Source organism: Streptomyces odontotermitis (assembly GCF_050510915.1).
Classification (GTDB): domain Bacteria; phylum Actinomycetota; class Actinomycetes; order Streptomycetales; family Streptomycetaceae; genus Streptomyces.
In genome coordinates this window covers 200745-214922 of record NZ_JBNJLS010000001.1, presented here as the reverse complement: position 1 = coordinate 214922, position 14178 = coordinate 200745, and the positions used below count along the sequence as shown (strand labels likewise).

Here is a 14178-nt window from a genome sequence, read left to right as displayed (position 1 = left end):
GCCTGTACGGCGCTGAGAGAAGCCTGACGAGGGGGACGAAGGCGATGACGGCCGAACTGGTCCGGGGGCAGAACCATCCGCTCCCCGGGAACCGACTGGAAATCCGCGTCTCGGTCGGCAAGCCGATCGTGGCCGGGGCCACGCTCTGCGACGACCAGGGCAAGGTGCGCGGGACCGAGTGGGTGGCCCATCCCGGCGCCCCCACCCTGCCCGGCCTCGAAGTGCCCAAGCAGGCGGCCGCCGACCACCGCCTGGCCGTCGACCTGGACGCCGTCCCGGACGCCGTCCACCAGGTCAACGTGCTGCTCTCGCTCCCCGTCGGCGTGGGCGGCCCGGTCCGCTTCGGCGCCCTGGCCGCCCCCTTCGTCGCGGTCACCGGACTCGACGGCACCGAGGTCGCCAGCTACACGATCACGGACCTGGACGCCGAGTCCGCCGTCGTCGCCCTGGAGATCTACCGCAGGCAGGGCGCCTGGAAGGTGCGCGCCGTCGGCCAGGGCTACGCGGGCGGCCTCGCCGACATGCTCGTCGACCAGGGCCTGCCCCAGGCCCGCGAGCTCGCGGGCACCATCAACGAGGCGGTGGCGCAGGGCCTCGCCCGCTCGGTCGCCGCCCCGCCCCCGCGCCCGCCGGACGAGGCCCGCGTGCGCACGGCGACCCAGGGCAACGGCACACCGCTCGCCGACGGCACCTCTCCGTCCGTACAGCCGTCCGCCGACGGCCCGTCGAACACTGCCCCGGCGGACGCGCCCGCCCCGGCCCCCGCCCCCACCGGCGGCCCCGTCAACTACACCCACCCCGGCCGCTCGACCACCGCCCCGCCGCCGCCCGCGCCCACCGCGCCCCCGGCCGCCCCCGGACAGCCCGCCCAGCCGGTGGCGGGCGACGCGACCGGCTGGTCCATGGACGAGCGGCTCTACAACCAGGTGTGGGGCATGTTCGAGGACCTGGCCCGCACGGTCTCCGCGTACCGCAGCGCCGTGGACTTCGCCGACTCCCGCATGGAGCAGGAGCTCGACCGCGCCCTGTCCGACCCGCGCAGCCGCATCGGGGGAGCGGGCGACGCCGCGCGCGAGGCAGCCCAGGCCAAGCACGCCGACCTCGTCGACCAGGCCCGCGCCGCCCTCGACCGCGACCTGGCCCAGCTCACCGCCGAGTCCGACGTGGTCGAGCCCGCGCTGCCCCCGGCCTACGCCTCCTGGGACAACCCCGTCTGGCAGGGCTACCGCGCCCCGTTCGAGATCCCGATGGCGCTGCGCCTGGGCGACCTCAGCCTGGCCGAGACGCCCGACCTGCGGATCCCGATGCTCGTCCGGCTGCCCCTGGAGCGCGGCCTGTGGATCGACAGCGGCCGCTCCGCCGCCGACTCGCTGGCCGACGCCGACGAGCTGCGCCGCCGCGCCATGGAGAGCGCCGTCGCCCATGCCGCCCGGCTCCTCGCGGTCTACCCCGCGCGGGAGTTCGCGGTGCACGTCATCGACCCGGCGGGCAGCGCCACGGGCGCCCTCGCCCCGCTGGTCGCCTCCGGTGTCCTGGACGAGCCGCCCGCCTCCGGGGCCGCCGGTGTCTCCGCCGTCCTGGCCCGGCTCACCCAGCGCGTCGACCTGGTGCAGATGGCCGTCCGCGGCGGCGCCGCCGACTCGCTGCCCCCGGACGTGGACACCGCCGAGCAGCTCCTGATCGTCAACGACTTCCCGCACGGTTTCGATGACCGCGCGGTCACCCAGCTCCGCTACCTCGCCGACGAGGGCCCGGCCGTCGGCGTCCACCTCATGCTGGTCGCCGACCGGGAGGACGCCGCGGGGTACGGCCCGCTGCTCGACCCGCTCTGGCGTTCCCTGCTCCGTCTGACGCCGGTGCCTGACGACCACCTCGCCGACCCGTGGGTGGGGCACGCGTGGACGTACGAGCCACCGGCCGCCCCCGCGGGCAGCCGCGTCCTGGAGGACGTCCTGGCCAAGGTCGCAGAGGCCCGCAGGACCAGGGGGCGTTCCCAGTAGAGACCACCTGACCAGGTCTTTTGGCTCTTGTTTGCCATCCCCTTTACCTAACCTTGGTAATTCGCGTACTCTCTTCCTGCGGAGGGGAGTACTCCCGTACGCGACGTACCCGTCAATACGGACCGCCATCGGTCCCGGGGCGTCGGCCCGGCAGAGCGCGCTGAGCGCCTCGGGTGGAAGAGACCTCCGGCAGCGACGACGCTGATCAAGTAGCCGTACGACGCCGGAGGCGCAGTGGACGTTTCAATGACCCTGTGGGTACTGACCATCGTTGGTCTGTGTGCCCTGATCGCGGTCGACTTCTTCATCGGGCGCAAGCCCCATGACGTGTCGATCAAGGAAGCCGGTATCTGGACGGTCGTCTGGATCGTGCTCGCCGTTCTCTTCGGCATCGGCCTGCTCGTCGCGGGCGAGAGCCAGGCGTCCGGAGAGTTCTTCGCGGGCTTCATCACCGAGAAGTCGCTCAGCGTCGACAACCTCTTCGTCTTCATCCTGATCATGGCGAAGTTCTCGGTCCCGACCCACCTGCAGCAGCGCGTGCTCCTCTTCGGCGTGCTGATCGCCCTGGTCCTGCGCGCGATCTTCATCGCCGCCGGCGCCGCGATCATCGCGAGCTTCTCCTGGGTCTTCTACATCTTCGGCGCGTTCCTGATCTACACCGCCTGGAAGCTCATCCAGGAGGCGCGCTCCGACGAGGAGGACGAGGAGTTCGAGGAGAACCGTCTCCTGAAGTCCATCGAGAAGAAGTTCGGCGTCGCCGACCGGTACCACGGCACGAAGCTCTTCATCGTGGAGCACGGCAAGAAGATCATGACGCCGCTCCTGGTCGTCATGCTCGCCATCGGCATGACCGACGTCCTGTTCGCGATGGACTCGATCCCCGCGATCTTCGGCCTCACCCAGGACCCGTACATCGTCTTCACCGCCAACGCCTTCGCCCTGATGGGCCTGCGGCAGCTGTACTTCCTCATCGGCGGTCTGCTGAAGAAGCTGGTCCACCTCAGTTACGGCCTGTCGGTCATCCTCGGCTTCATCGGCGTGAAGCTCGTCCTGCACGCCCTGCACGAGAACGGGGTGCACGTCCCCGAGATCTCCATCCCGGTCTCGCTCGGCGTCATCTGCGGCGTCCTGGTGATCACCACGATCACCAGCCTGATCGCCTCCAAGAAGCAGGAGGAGCGGGAAGCCGCCGAAACGGCTCAGAAGGACAGCATCGAAGCCTGACCGCGTCGGGCGTAGGAATTATCGGCACCGGGAGCGGTGCGCGGCTGATTGTCGCGTACCGCTCCCGGTGCTTGTTTGTGGGTGGGCGCGGCGTCCACCCGGGGCGCGCGGGCCAGGGGAGGCACCATGAGGTTCTGCCAGATCATCGACTTCGAAACCGACCGCATCGACGAGATGCGGGAGCTGATCGGCCAGTTCGACCAGCAGTACGCCGGCCACGAGGGCGGCCCCACGCACCGGATCGTCCTCCAGGACCGCGGCAACCCGCGGCGCCACCTCGTCATCGTCGAATTCGCCTCGCACGAGGACGCGGCCCGCAACAACGAACGCCCCGAGACGCAGCAGCTCTCCGAGCGGCTCGTGGCGATGTGCACGCGCCCGCCCGTCTTCACCGACTGCGACGTACGGGAGATGACCGAGCTGAAGTGACGAACGTCCGTATGCCGCTGAAGTAGCGGCCCCCGGGCCTCCGGGAGACCATCGGAGGCATGATCACTCGGCTCCGCCCGCTCGTCACGCAGTGGACGGCCGTGGTGCCGGTCATCGCGGCCGTCCTGCTCGCCCTCACCTGGGGCCGGGACCTGTCCGGCATCGTCGTCGCCCTGGTGACCCTGGTCCTGGCCGGCGCGGTCCTCGCCGCCGTCCACCACGCAGAGGTGATCGCCCACCGGGTGGGTGAGCCCTTCGGCTCGCTGGTCCTCGCCGTCGCGGTCACGATCATCGAGGTCGCGCTGATCGTCACTCTCATGGCCGACGGCGGCGACAAGAGTGCCACCCTGGCCCGCGACACCGTCTTCGCCGCCGTGATGATCACCTGCAACGGCATCGTCGGCGTCTGCCTGCTGGTCGGCGCCCTCCGCCACGGCATGGCCGTCTTCAATCCCGAGGGCACCGGCGCGGCCCTCGCCACCGTCGCCACGCTGGCCACCCTCGGCCTCGTCCTGCCGACGTTCACCACCAGCCAGCCGGGCTCCGAGTACTCCACGTCCCAGCTGGTCTTCGCCGCCGTCGCCTCGCTCGCGCTGTACGGGCTGTTCGTCGCGACCCAGACCGTGCGCCACCGCGACTACTTCCTGCCGATCACCCGCGACGGCCATGTCGTCGACGCCGACGACCACGCCGAACCGCCCTCCTCGCGCACCGCCCTGATCAGCGTGGGCATGCTCCTGCTCGCCCTGATCGGCGTCGTCGGGCTCGCCAAGGGCGTCTCGCCGACGATCGAGTCGGGCGTGGAGAACGCGGGGATGCCGCACGCCGTGGTCGGCGTGGTCATCGCCCTGCTCGTCCTGCTCCCCGAGACCATCGCCGCGCTGCGCGCCACCCGCCGCGACCGCGTCCAGACCAGCCTCAACCTGGCCCTCGGCTCCGCGATGGCCAGCATCGGCCTGACCGTCCCCGCCGTGGCCGTCGCGACGGTCTGGCTGTCGGGGCCGCTGGTCCTCGGCCTGTCCGCGACCCACATGGTGCTGCTCACCCTCACGGTGATCGTCAGCACGCTCACGGTCGCCCCGGGACGGGCCACTCCCTTGCAGGGCGGGGTCCATCTGGTGCTCTTCGCCGCCTACTTGGAGCTCGCCGTCACGCCGTGACCGGCACCGTCTCCGGCGCCGGACGCGTCTCGGGGAGCAGCGCGAAGCACCCCAGGCTCAGCAGCGCGACGCCCGTCAGATACGCCGCGACACCCCACGGCGTCCCCTCGCCACTCGCCGCGGCCGTCGCCACGATCGGCGTGAGCGCGCCCCCGAGCACCCCGCCCAGGTTGTAGCCCACCGCCGCGCCCGTGCACCGGACCCGGGGCGCGTACAGCTCCGGCAGATACGCGGCGATCACCGCGAACATCGTGATGAACGCGAGCAGTGCCCCCAGGAAGCCGCAGAACATCAGCAGCGGCTGCCCCGTCGCGAGCAGCGCCACCATCGGGAACATCCACAGGGCCGCGGCCGCCGAGCCCGCCAGACACAGCGGCCGCCGCCCGAAGCGGTCACCCAGCAGCGCCACCACCGGAGTCAGCGAGCCCTTCACCACGACGGCCGCCATGATGCAGGTCAGCATGACCGTGCGGCTCACCCCGAGCTGCTCCACTCCGTAGGCGAGCGACCAGGTCGTCACCGCGTAGAACACCGCGTACCCGACGGCCAGGGCGCCCGCCGTGAGCAGCACCAACCGCCAGTGTCCGCGCACCACTTCGGCGAGCGGCACGCGCGCGTGCTCGTCGAGTTCCAGGAAATCGGGGCTCTCCGCGAGCGAGGTGCGCAGCGCGAGCCCGGCCACCGCGAGGATTCCGGCCACCCAGAACGGCACCCGCCACCCCCAGGCCGCGAACTCCGCGTCGGTGAGCGTCGCGGAGAGCGCCAGCATGATGCCGTTGGCGAGCAGGAACCCCAGGGACGGCCCGATCTGCGGGAAGCTCGACCACAGTGCGCGCCGCTCGGGCGGGGCGTGCTCGGCGGTCAGCAGCACCGCACCGCCCCACTCGCCGCCGAGCCCGAGCCCCTGGAGGAAACGCAGCACAAGGAGGAGCACGGGAGCGGCGGTTCCGATCGCCTCGTACGTCGGCACGCAGCCGACCGCGACCGTCGCGACCCCGGTGAGCAGCAGCGAGCCGATGAGCACGGGCCGCCGCCCCCGCCGGTCCCCGATGTGCCCGAAGAGCATCGAACCGAGCGGCCGCGCCACGAAGCCCACTCCGAATGTCGCGAAGGCCGCGAGAGTTCCCGCCAGCGGCGAGAAGCTCGGAAAGAACAGCGGCCCGAGCACTAGGGCGGCCGCGGTGCCGTAGACGAAGAAGTCGTAGAACTCGATGGCGGTCCCGACCAGCGAGGCGGCGGCGAGCCGGGGCAGGGACGGGGGAGCGGGGGGTGACGTAGCGGTACGCATGCCGCGTCAACTACCCGCCGTCACCGTCGGTTACGGGGGCGTGCGGAAGCCCGGCGCACACCAGGGCGCGCTCAGGGCACGGGTCAGTACGTGACCGTGATGCGCCGCCCCGGCCCGTCCACCCGCACCACGCCCCCGTACGGGATCACCACCTGCGGGTCCGTGTGCCCGAAGTCCACGTCGAAGACGGCCATCGTGTCCGGCGCGTAGGTGTCGAGGGCCCGCAGCACGGCCTCCCGCTGCCCGCGCGCGTATGCCTCCCGGGCCGCCGCGTCGTTGCGCTGCGTGAGCGACTGGCGCTTGGGGCGGGCCATCAGGAGGGCGGGGAAGCGGCTCAGCAGACCGCGCTCGCCCATGGAGCGCAGGACGCGGAACACCTCTTCGGCGGCGGGGAGTTCCTCGGAGGTCTCCAGGAACAGCACGCGTCCGTCGTACGTGGACAGGTCCGCGGCGATCGCCCGGTCCGCCATCAGGAGCCAGGACAGGATCTCCAGGTTGCCGCCCCAGGAGCGCCCCTCCACGACGCGCTCGGGGCGGCGCCAGGTCCAGCCGCCGGCCGGCTCGGTCGGCGGCTCGCCCGCGAAGTTCGCCGGGTCGTCCCACGGCAGGTCGACGTCGCGGAAGCGCTCGGCGGGGCGCAGCTCGTAGGGCCCCGGCTTGAACAGCGCGGCCCGCAGCGAGTCCGCCGTCGGACCGGCCATGGCGCCGGGGCGGCCGAACTCGCACATCACGCTGCCGCCGTGGAAGCCGACGACGCCCGCGTCACAGAGATAGGCGAGGAGGTTCGTGTTGTCGCTGAACCCGAAGAACGGCTTCGGGTTCGCCCGGATCAGCTCCCGGTCCAGATGCGGCAGGACGGTGATCTGGTCGTCGCCCCCGATGCTCGCGATGACCGCCTTGATGCCGGGATCGCCGAACGCGGCGTTGATGTCGGCGGCCCGCTCCTCGGCGCTCGCACCCATCTTCCGGGTCGTCGGATACTCCACCGGTTCGAGGCCGAACTCCTCGCGCAGCCGACGCAGCCCCAACTCGTAGGGGAGCGGGAACAGTCCGGGCAGTCCCGCCGAGGGGGACAGGACCGCGACGCGGTCGCCGGGGGACGGCTTCGGCGGATAGACGGGCTCTTCAGGGGAGACGTTCATGGCGGGAGCGTAGACAGCCCCCTACGAAGACCGCACGTGAGATTCCTTACGGGTGCCGTGATAGACCTCCCTCAGGCGCCGACCCACTGGAGGACCGCATGACCGCCCGCACCCTGGCCACCGCCCCGATCATGATCCTGAACGGGCCGAACCTGAACCTCCTGGGCAAGCGCCAGCCCGAGATCTACGGCTCCGACACGCTCGCCGACGTCGAGGCCCTGTGTGCCAAGGCGGCCGCCGCGCACGGCGGGACCGTCGACCTCCGGCAGTCCAACCACGAGGGTGAGTTGGTGGACTGGATCCACGAGGCGCGCGAGCACCACGCGGGCATCGTCATCAACCCTGCCGCCTACTCCCACACGTCGGTCGCGATTCTGGACGCACTCAACGCCTGCGACGGCCTCCCGGTGGTGGAGGTCCACATCTCCAACATCCACCAGCGCGAGGCGTTCCGGCACCACAGCTACGTGTCGCAGCGCGCGGACGGCGTGATCGCGGGATGCGGCGTCCAGGGGTACGTGTTCGGGGTGGAGCGCGTGGCGGCGCTCGTCACCGCCGCCACCGCTCCCGCCGCCGGGTAACTCCCGTACCTGTTGGGCCCGTTCGGCTCACCGGCGCCGTTCGGCTCACCAGCCGCGTGCGCGCCACTCCGGCAGGTGCGGGCGCTCGGCGCCCAGCGTCGTGTCGTTGCCGTGCCCGGGGTAGACCCACGTCTCGTCCGGCAGCGTCCCGAAGACCTTCGTCTCCACGTCCTCGATGAGGCTCGCGAACTTCTCCGGGTCCTTCCAGGTGTTGCCGACGCCTCCGGGGAAGAGGCAGTCGCCGGTGAAGACGTGCGGGTGACCGTGCGGGTCGTCGTAGACGAGCGCGATCGAGCCCGGGGTGTGGCCCACCAGGTGGCGGGCGGTGAGCGTGATGCGCCCGAACCGGATCGTGTCCCCGTCGTCGACCGCCACGTCCGTCGGCACCGGGATGCCCTCGACGTCCTCACGCCCGGCGTACGTGCGCGCGCCCGTCGCCGCGACGACCTCCGAGAGGGCCTGCCAGTGGTCGCCGTGCTGGTGGGTGGTGACGACGGCCGTGATGCCGTCGCCCCCGATGAGGTTCAGCAGCGTCTGCGGCTCGTTCGCCGCGTCGATCAGGAGCTGCTCGTCCGTGGCCCGACAGCGCAGCACGTAGGCGTTGTTGTTCATCGGCCCGACCGCGACCTTCGAGATCATCAGGTCCTGCAGCTCGTGCACATCCGCGGGACCGCCGACCTTCACTGCTCCGCTGTACGTCATGGAGGCAGCCTATAGCGGGGGCAGGGAGGGCAGGGGGCCGCCTTCGGGGGTGAGGGCGGAGCCGTCACGGCGGCCTGCGAGCCAGCCGAGGAGGTCGGCCTGGTGGCCGCTCACGGTGATGTCCCAGGTGTGCTTGTGGCCGCTCTCGATCTGCTCCGGCGTGACGCTCTCGACGGCGCCTGTGAAGAGCGTCCGGCCGTCGTCCTGCCTGATCGCGATCGCGGGCAGACCGGGGGCGTTCCGGAACCGGGCGGCGAGGAAGTTGATCTCCCGCTGGGTGAACTCCGCCGACAGATCCTCCAGCTCGTACCCGATGCCGAGGTCCACGTGGTGCAGCTCCACCTCGATCCAGCGCCGGAAGGGCACGTTGGACGCCGAGTCCGTGATCCCGTTGCGCAGCTCGACGGTGCGGGACCAGTCCGCGGGCTCCGCCCCCTGCGCGGCGAAGCGCTCCGCGCTCTCCCGGATGTCCGCCAGCTGCTCCGCCGGCCCTCGCGGCGCGTCCCGCTCGATGTCCGCGTCCCGCGCCTCGGCGCTCACATACATGGGCCGCCCGGTGAGGACGTTGACGAGCGCGTCCGCGTTGCGCGCCAGGTGGGCCAGGACGTGGCCGCGCGTCCAGCCCGGCAGCCGTGACGGCTCGGCCACCGAGGCGTTGTCCAGTTTGGCGGCTGCGGCGAGCAGCCGGTCGGTCGCGTCACGTACAGACGCCAGGTCATGCGCATGATCGATCATGGCCCTGACGATAGCCCCGCCACACCTTCGGGTGAAGGTGGCGGATCGGTCCCGTAAATCGAAAGCCCGTGCTATAAGCTCGGCCGAGGCGTCGGGCATTCTTGGCAGGCGGGGTTTGTTACCAACCAGGGAATCCGACCGGCGTTGTCAGTGGCTCCCCCTACTCTTTGAGCGATGGGGGCTCCGTGCCTCTGTCACCTCCCTCAAGAAAGGTGCGGACCGGCGTGGCCGACCGTCTCATCGTCCGTGGCGCGCGCGAGCACAATCTCAAGAACGTCTCGCTCGACCTCCCGCGTGACTCGCTCATCGTCTTCACCGGTCTGTCCGGATCCGGAAAGTCCTCGCTCGCGTTCGACACGATCTTCGCCGAGGGCCAGCGCCGGTACGTGGAGTCCCTGTCCTCGTACGCCCGCCAGTTCCTCGGCCAGATGGACAAGCCCGATGTGGACTTCATCGAGGGCCTCTCCCCGGCGGTCTCCATCGACCAGAAGTCGACCTCGCGCAACCCGCGCTCGACGGTCGGCACCATCACCGAGGTCTACGACTACCTCCGGCTGCTCTTCGCCCGCATCGGCAAGCCGCACTGCCCCCAGTGCGGCCGCCCCATCGCGCGCCAGTCGCCCCAGGCCATCGTCGACAAGGTGCTCGAGCTTCCCGAGGGCAGCCGCTTCCAGGTCCTCTCGCCGCTGGTGCGCGAGCGCAAGGGCGAGTTCGTCGACCTCTTCGCCGACCTCCAGACCAAGGGCTACTCCCGCGCGCGGGTGGACGGCGCCACGATCCAGCTCTCCGAGCCGCCCACGCTCAAGAAGCAGGAGAAGCACACCATCGAGGTGGTCGTCGACCGCCTCACGGTGAAGGAGGGCGCCAAGCGCCGCCTCACCGACTCCGTGGAGACGGCCCTCGGTCTCTCCGGCGGCATGGTCGTGCTCGACTTCGTCGACCTCCCGGAGGACGACCCCGAGCGCGAGCGCATGTACTCGGAGCACCTCTACTGCCCGTACGACGACCTGTCCTTCGAAGAGCTCGAGCCCCGCTCCTTCTCCTTCAACTCGCCCTTCGGCGCCTGCCCCGACTGCACCGGCATCGGCACGCGCATGGAGGTCGACCCCGAGCTGATCGTCCCGGACGAGGACAAGTCGCTCGACGAGGGCGCCATCCACCCGTGGTCGCACGGTCATACGAAGGACTACTTCGGCCGCCTCGTCGGAGCCCTCGCCGACGCCCTCGGCTTCTCCACCGACATGCCCTGGGCCGGCCTCCCGCAGCGCGCCAAGAAGGCCCTCCTGCACGGCCACAAGACCCAGATCGAGGTGCGCTACCGCAACAGGTACGGCCGCGAGCGCGTGTACACCACGGCCTTCGAGGGCGCCGTCCCCTTCGTGAAGCGGCGCCACAGCGAGGCCGAGAGCGATGCGAGCCGCGAGCGCTTCGAGGGCTACATGCGCGAGGTGCCCTGCCCCACCTGTGAGGGCACGCGCCTCAAGCCGATCGTCCTGGCCGTCTCGGTCATGGGGAAGTCCATCGCCGAGGTCTCCGCGATGTCGATCAGCGACTGCGCGGACTTCCTGGCCGAGCTCAAGCTGGGCGCCCGCGACAAGAAGATCGCCGAGCGCGTCCTCAAGGAGGTCAACGAGCGGCTGCGCTTCCTCGTCGACGTCGGCCTGGACTACCTCTCGCTGAACCGCGCGGCGGGCACCCTCTCCGGAGGCGAGGCCCAGCGCATCCGCCTGGCCACCCAGATCGGCTCCGGCCTCGTCGGCGTGCTCTACGTCCTGGACGAGCCGTCGATCGGCCTCCACCAGCGCGACAACCACCGCCTCATCGAGACCCTCGTCCGGCTGCGCGACATGGGCAACACCCTCATCGTCGTCGAGCACGACGAGGACACCATCAAGGTGGCGGACTGGGTCGTCGACATCGGCCCCGGCGCCGGTGAGCACGGCGGCAAGGTCGTGCACAGCGGCTCCCTGAAGGAGCTGCTCGGCAACCAACAGTCCATGACCGGCGCCTACTTGTCGGGCCGCAAGGCCATCCCGGTCCCGGACGTACGCCGTCCCGCCGACCCCTCGCGTCGGCTCACGGTGCACGGGGCGCGCGAGAACAACCTCCAGGACATCGACGTCTCCTTCCCGCTCGGCGTCCTCACGGCCGTCACGGGTGTCTCGGGATCCGGCAAGTCGACGCTGGTCAACGACATCCTGTACACCCACCTGGCCCGCGAGCTGAACGGCGCGAGGAACGTCCCCGGGCGGCACACGCGCGTGGACGGCGACGACCTCGTCGACAAGGTCGTGCACGTGGACCAGTCGCCCATCGGCCGCACCCCGCGGTCGAACCCGGCGACGTACACCGGAGTCTTCGACCACGTCCGCAAGCTCTTCGCGGAGACGACGGAGGCGAAGGTGCGGGGCTACCTCCCCGGACGCTTCTCCTTCAACGTCAAGGGCGGCCGCTGCGAGAACTGCTCCGGTGACGGCACCATCAAGATCGAGATGAACTTCCTGCCGGACGTGTACGTCCCGTGCGAGGTCTGCCACGGCGCCCGCTACAACCGCGAGACGCTGGACGTGCACTACAAGGGCAAGTCCATCGCCGAGGTGCTCGACATGCCCATCGAGGAGGCCCTCGGCTTCTTCGAGGCGGTGCCCGCGATCGCCCGCCACCTGAAGACGCTCAACGACGTCGGCCTGGGCTACGTCCGCCTCGGTCAGTCCGCGCCGACGCTCTCCGGCGGCGAGGCCCAGCGCGTGAAGCTGGCGAGCGAGCTGCAGAAGCGCTCCACGGGCCGCACCGTCTACGTCCTGGACGAGCCCACCACCGGCCTGCACTTCGAGGACATCAGCAAGCTCATCGCCGTCCTCTCCGGCCTCGTGGACAAGGGCAACACGGTCATCGTCATCGAGCACAACCTCGACGTCATCAAGACCGCGGACTGGGTCGTCGACATGGGCCCCGAGGGCGGCAGCGGCGGCGGCCTGGTCATCGCCGAGGGCAGCCCCGAAGAGGTCGCCGGGGTCCCGACCAGCCACACCGGCAAGTTCCTCAGGGACATCCTCGCGGCCGACCGCATCAGCGACGCGGTGCCCGCCCAGGCGCGCAAGACGGCCACGAAGAAGACGGCCACGAAGAAGGCAGCCGCCAAGAAGGCACCCGCGAAGAAGGTGACGGCGGCGGAGAAGGCCCCCGCGAGGAAGACGGCGACGAAGAAGGTGACCGCCACGAAGAAGGCGGCGCCCGCCAAGAAGGCGACCCGCGCGCGGAAGAGCTGAGCCGCAGGACCGAGCCGTCGGGCCGAGCAGCTGAGCCGGCTGAGCGGCACGGACGAATCGCCAACGCCCCGCCCCCGTGGACGTCTTGTCCATGAGGGCGGGGCGTGGTCGTCTGGTCCGCATGCCCGTACGCAGCGAACGCCAAGGACCCGTCACCACCGTCGTGCTGTCCCGCCCCGAGGTGCGCAACGCCGTCGACGGGCCCACCGCGCGGGCCCTCGCCGGTGCTTTCCGGGACTTCGAGGCCGACCCGGACGCCTCCGTCGCCGTCCTGTGGGGCGAGGGCGGCACGTTCTGCGCGGGCGCCGACCTGAAGGCCATGGCGACCCCGGACAGCAACGAGATCACGCAGGTCGAGGGCCCGGCGGCCGGGGACGGGCCGATGGGGCCCACCAGGATGCGGCTGTCCAAGCCGGTCATCGCGGCCATCTCCGGGCACGCCGTCGCGGGCGGCCTCGAACTCGCCCTCTGGTGCGACCTGCGCGTCGCCGAGGACGACGCCGTGCTCGGCGTCTTCTGCCGCCGCTGGGGCGTCCCGCTCATCGACGGCGGCACGGTGCGGCTGCCCCGCCTCATCGGCGAGTCGCACGCCATGGACCTCATCCTCACCGGTCGCCCGGTGGCCGCCGCCGAGGCGCTCGGCATGGGCCTGGTCAACCGGGTCGTGCCGAACGGCACCGCACGCGCGGCGGCCGAGGAACTGGCCGCCCAGCTCGCCGCGTTCCCGCAGACCTGCCTGCGAGAGGACCGGCTCTCCGTACGCGAACAGGGCGGCCTCTCCGAAGGGGCCGCCCTGGCAGGCGAGTTGACGCACGGGCTGCGGTCGCTCAAGGAAGCCGCCGACGGGGCGGCGAGATTCGCGTCGGGCGCGGGCCGGCACGGCGCCTTCGAAGAACCCCGATAGCGAGGAAGCCCGTCAGCGACGACTCCCGTCAGCGACGACTCCCGTCAGCGGCGAACCCCGATGGCGGCGAACCGTCAGCGGTGAACCCGACAGTGGCGAGCCCGTCAATGGGCCCTCTACTCGGCCTTCGCGGGCTCCACGAACTGCATGTCCAGCTGGATCTTCACGACCTCGCCGAGCAGTCCGGGCGCGAAGTCGAGCCCGAACTCGCTGCGCCGGATCTCGCCGTTCGCCTCGAAACCGGCCCGGCGGCGCTCGTCGCCGGGGAAGTTCTGCAGGCCGCCGAACTCCACGGCGAGCGACACCGGACGGGTCACCTCGCCGATGGTCAGCTCGCCCGCCATCGTCCACTCCTCACCCGCACCCGCCACCCGCGTCGAGCGGAACGTCATCGTCGGGCGCTTCTCCACATCCAGCAGGTCGGAGGCGCGCACATGCGCGTCCCGGTCCGCGTTGGCGGTGTCGATCGAGGCCAGGGCGATGGTCGCGCCGACCGTCGTCGTCTCGGCCGTCTCGCCCACCACCAGCTCGGCCGTCGCCTCGGTGAAGCGGCCCCGCACCTTCGAGATGCCCAGGTGGCGGATGGAGAAGTTCACGGCGGAGTGCAGCGGGTCGTACTCCCAGCGGCCCGCGGGCAGCGGCAGTTGGGCGGGGGCGGTGGACGGCGTTCCGGTCTCAGTAGTCATGCCGACCACTCTGCGGCGCCGCGACGGCACGAGGAAGGCCGGGCCGAGACTGGTAGTG

At 71.1% G+C, this 14178-nt stretch carries 12 protein-coding genes; 7 read left to right on the top strand and 5 right to left on the bottom strand.

What is annotated here, in order from left to right; all coding sequences use genetic code 11:
• The first annotated feature begins 44 nt into the window (after positions 1 to 44).
• From ACQB60_RS01035 to ACQB60_RS01020, 4 genes are all read left to right on the top strand, one after another.
• On the top strand, positions 45 to 2000 hold the full coding sequence (locus ACQB60_RS01035) for a TerD family protein (RefSeq protein ID WP_496923871.1): 1956 nt from the start codon (positions 45 to 47) through the stop codon (positions 1998 to 2000).
• A 234-nt stretch (positions 2001 to 2234) separates the two neighbouring features.
• Positions 2235 to 3224, top strand: coding sequence for a TerC family protein (locus tag ACQB60_RS01030; RefSeq protein ID WP_496923870.1), 990 nt, complete (start codon positions 2235 to 2237; stop codon positions 3222 to 3224).
• Between the two features lie 126 nt (positions 3225 to 3350).
• Positions 3351 to 3653 (top strand): hypothetical protein, encoded by a 303-nt coding sequence (locus tag ACQB60_RS01025; protein ID WP_496923869.1) that lies wholly within the window; start codon positions 3351 to 3353, stop codon positions 3651 to 3653.
• Positions 3654 to 3712: 59 nt separating this feature from the next.
• Positions 3713 to 4813, top strand: coding sequence for a calcium:cation antiporter (locus ACQB60_RS01020; protein WP_496923868.1), 1101 nt, complete (start codon positions 3713 to 3715; stop codon positions 4811 to 4813).
• On the opposite strand, the gene ACQB60_RS01015 is transcribed toward ACQB60_RS01020, so the two are convergent.
• On the bottom strand, positions 4803 to 6101 hold the full coding sequence (locus ACQB60_RS01015; RefSeq protein WP_496923867.1) for an MFS transporter: 1299 nt from the start codon (positions 6099 to 6101) through the stop codon (positions 4803 to 4805). The two genes, ACQB60_RS01020 and ACQB60_RS01015, sit on opposite strands and share 11 nt — an antisense overlap.
• Positions 6102 to 6184: 83 nt before the next feature.
• Complete coding sequence (locus ACQB60_RS01010; RefSeq protein WP_496923866.1) at positions 6185 to 7243, bottom strand: S66 family peptidase; 1059 nt, start codon at positions 7241 to 7243, stop codon at positions 6185 to 6187.
• 98 nt (positions 7244 to 7341) lie between these two features.
• Here ACQB60_RS01010 and aroQ point away from each other — a divergent pair, with 98 nt between their 5' ends.
• Positions 7342 to 7824 carry a type II 3-dehydroquinate dehydratase gene (gene aroQ, locus ACQB60_RS01005; RefSeq protein WP_496923865.1) on the top strand — a complete coding sequence of 161 codons (483 nt, stop codon included), beginning with the start codon at positions 7342 to 7344 and terminating at the stop codon, positions 7822 to 7824.
• A 45-nt stretch (positions 7825 to 7869) separates the two neighbouring features.
• Here the strand turns inward: aroQ and ACQB60_RS01000 are convergent, their stop codons facing one another.
• Positions 7870 to 8526, bottom strand: a complete 657-nt coding sequence (locus ACQB60_RS01000; protein ID WP_496923864.1) for an MBL fold metallo-hydrolase — start codon at positions 8524 to 8526, stop codon at positions 7870 to 7872.
• Positions 8527 to 8535: 9 nt separating this feature from the next.
• Complete coding sequence (locus tag ACQB60_RS00995) at positions 8536 to 9261, bottom strand: maleylpyruvate isomerase family mycothiol-dependent enzyme (RefSeq protein ID WP_496923863.1); 726 nt, start codon at positions 9259 to 9261, stop codon at positions 8536 to 8538.
• Positions 9262 to 9485: 224 nt separating this feature from the next.
• Between ACQB60_RS00995 and uvrA the strand changes: the two genes are divergently transcribed.
• Positions 9486 to 12530 (top strand): excinuclease ABC subunit UvrA, encoded by a 3045-nt coding sequence (gene uvrA, locus ACQB60_RS00990; protein ID WP_496923862.1) that lies wholly within the window; start codon positions 9486 to 9488, stop codon positions 12528 to 12530.
• Positions 12531 to 12651: 121 nt separating this feature from the next.
• Entirely contained in the window at positions 12652 to 13434 is a 783-nt protein-coding gene (locus ACQB60_RS00985; RefSeq protein WP_496923861.1) for a crotonase/enoyl-CoA hydratase family protein, read from the top strand.
• A gap of 116 nt (positions 13435 to 13550) precedes the next feature.
• Here ACQB60_RS00985 and ACQB60_RS00980 read toward each other — a convergent pair whose 3' ends face one another.
• Positions 13551 to 14120, bottom strand: coding sequence for a YceI family protein (locus tag ACQB60_RS00980; RefSeq protein ID WP_496923860.1), 570 nt, complete (start codon positions 14118 to 14120; stop codon positions 13551 to 13553).
• Between the last annotated feature and the right edge of the window lie 58 nt (positions 14121 to 14178).